The organism is Micromonospora sp. NPDC002575, assembly GCF_042889525.1.
Taxonomy (GTDB): domain Bacteria; phylum Actinomycetota; class Actinomycetes; order Mycobacteriales; family Micromonosporaceae; genus Micromonospora; species Micromonospora carbonacea.
Genome location: NZ_JBIARA010000067.1, coordinates 1 through 1,698, shown reverse-complemented (window position 1 = coordinate 1,698; position 1,698 = coordinate 1). Strand labels below are relative to the sequence as shown.

General features: G+C 66.9%; 4 protein-coding genes. All 4 read right to left on the bottom strand.

Annotated features, from left to right (window positions below; all coding sequences use genetic code 11):
- Positions 1 to 229 (bottom strand): 50S ribosomal protein L22 (gene rplV / locus ACFYWL_RS31125; RefSeq protein WP_386980391.1); only part of this gene is annotated, 229 nt, incomplete at its 3' end.
- 41 nt (positions 230 to 270) lie between these two features.
- Entirely contained in the window at positions 271 to 552 is a 282-nt protein-coding gene (gene rpsS, locus ACFYWL_RS31120; protein WP_356692142.1) for a 30S ribosomal protein S19, read from the bottom strand.
- 12 nt (positions 553 to 564) lie between these two features.
- On the bottom strand, positions 565 to 1,401 hold the full coding sequence (gene rplB / locus ACFYWL_RS31115) for a 50S ribosomal protein L2 (RefSeq protein ID WP_386980388.1): 837 nt from the start codon (positions 1,399 to 1,401) through the stop codon (positions 565 to 567).
- 40 nt (positions 1,402 to 1,441) lie between these two features.
- On the bottom strand, positions 1,442 to 1,698 hold a 257-nt coding region (gene rplW, locus ACFYWL_RS31110), incomplete at its 5' end, for a 50S ribosomal protein L23 (protein WP_386980385.1).

Here is a 1,698-nt window from a genome sequence, read left to right as displayed (position 1 = left end):
CGTACGCCTCGCTGATGACCAGCGAGGAGGCGTCCGTGTGGTCGTAGTTGTGCGCGGCGTTGGCGATGGCGCTGTCGAGCACCTTGCCGACCGGCACGGAGGCAGCCTGCGGAGCGAATCGCAGGACGGCCTGGGCCTCCGTGGCGTCCATGCCACGGATGAGGTCCACCACGCGGCGGGCCTTCATGGGCGTGACGCGGATGTACCGCGCCTGGGCCCTGGCTTCCATGGTTGTCCCTTCAGTTTCTTACGTGTCTGAACGCGATCCGCTTAGCGGCGCTTCGACTTCCGGTCGTCCTTGACGTGACCCCGGAAGGTGCGCGTCGGCGAGAACTCGCCGAGCTTGTGGCCGACCATCGACTCGGTGACGAACACCGGGATGTGGGTCTTGCCGTTGTGCACCGCCAGCGTGTGGCCCAGCATGGCCGGCACGATCATGGAGCGGCGGGACCAGGTCTTGATGACGTTCTTGGTGCCGGCTTCGTTCTGGGCGTCCACCTTCTTGAGCAGGTGGTCGTCGACGAAGGGCCCCTTCTTCAAGCTACGAGGCATCTCAACCCGTCCTTAGCGCTTCTTGTTCGTCTTGCGGCGGCGGACGATGTACTTGTTCGACGCCTTCTTGGGCGAACGAGTACGGCCTTCCTTCTTGCCCCACGGGCTGACCGGGTGGCGACCACCGGAGGTCTTGCCCTCACCACCACCGTGCGGGTGGTCGACCGGGTTCATGACGACACCACGGACGGTCGGGCGGACGCCCAGCCACCGCTTGCGGCCGGCCTTGCCCCAGTTGATGTTGCTCTGCTCGGCGTTGCCGACCTCGCCGACGGTGGCGCGGCAGCGCACGTCGACCAGGCGGATCTCACCGGACGGCATGCGGAGGTGGGCCATCGAGCCCTCCTTCGCGAGCAGCTGCACGGAGGCACCGGCGGAGCGGGCGAACTTGGCACCGCCACCCGGACGAAGCTCCACCGAGTGGATCGTCGTACCGACCGGGATGTTGCGGAGCGCCAGGTTGTTGCCGGGCTTGATGTCGGCGCCGGGGCCGTTCTCGATCCGGTCGCCCTGGTTCAGGCCCCGGGGGGCCAGGATGTAGCGCTTCTCGCCGTCCGCGTAGTGCAGGAGCGCGATGCGCGCGGTGCGGTTGGGGTCGTACTCGATGTGCGCGACCTTCGCCGGCACGCCGTCCTTGTCGTGACGACGGAAGTCGATCACTCGGTAGGCGCGCTTGTGGCCACCACCCTGGTGGCGGACGGTCACACGACCGGAGTTGTTACGGCCACCCTTGCTGTGCAGGGGGCGAACCAGCGACTTCTCCGGCGTGGACCGCGTGACCTCGACGAAGTCGGCGACGCTGGCGCCACGACGGCCCGGCGTAGTCGGCTTGTACTTGCGGATTCCCATTTCTCAGTCCTCGTCCGATATCGGACGGTCCGGACCGCCCTCAGGCGGTCGGACCGCCGAAGATGTCGATACGGTCGCCCTCGGCGAGGGTCACGATCGCGCGCTTGGTGGCGGCACGCTGGCCGAAGCCCGTGCGGGTCCGCTTGCGCTTGCCGATGCGGTTGATCGTGTTGACCCCGGTGACCTTGACCTCGAAGACCGTCTCGACGGCCTGCTTGATCTGGGTCTTGTTGGAGCGCGGGTCGACGATGAACGTGTACTTGTTCTCGTCCAGGAGCGCGTAGCTCTTCTCGGAGA

Coding starts and splice junctions, on each gene's coding strand:
- rpsS (WP_356692142.1), bottom strand. CDS start 552: ATGCCTCGTAGCTTGAAGAAGGGGCCCTTCGTCGACGACCACCTGCTC.
- rplB (WP_386980388.1), bottom strand. CDS start 1,401: ATGGGAATCCGCAAGTACAAGCCGACTACGCCGGGCCGTCGTGGCGCC.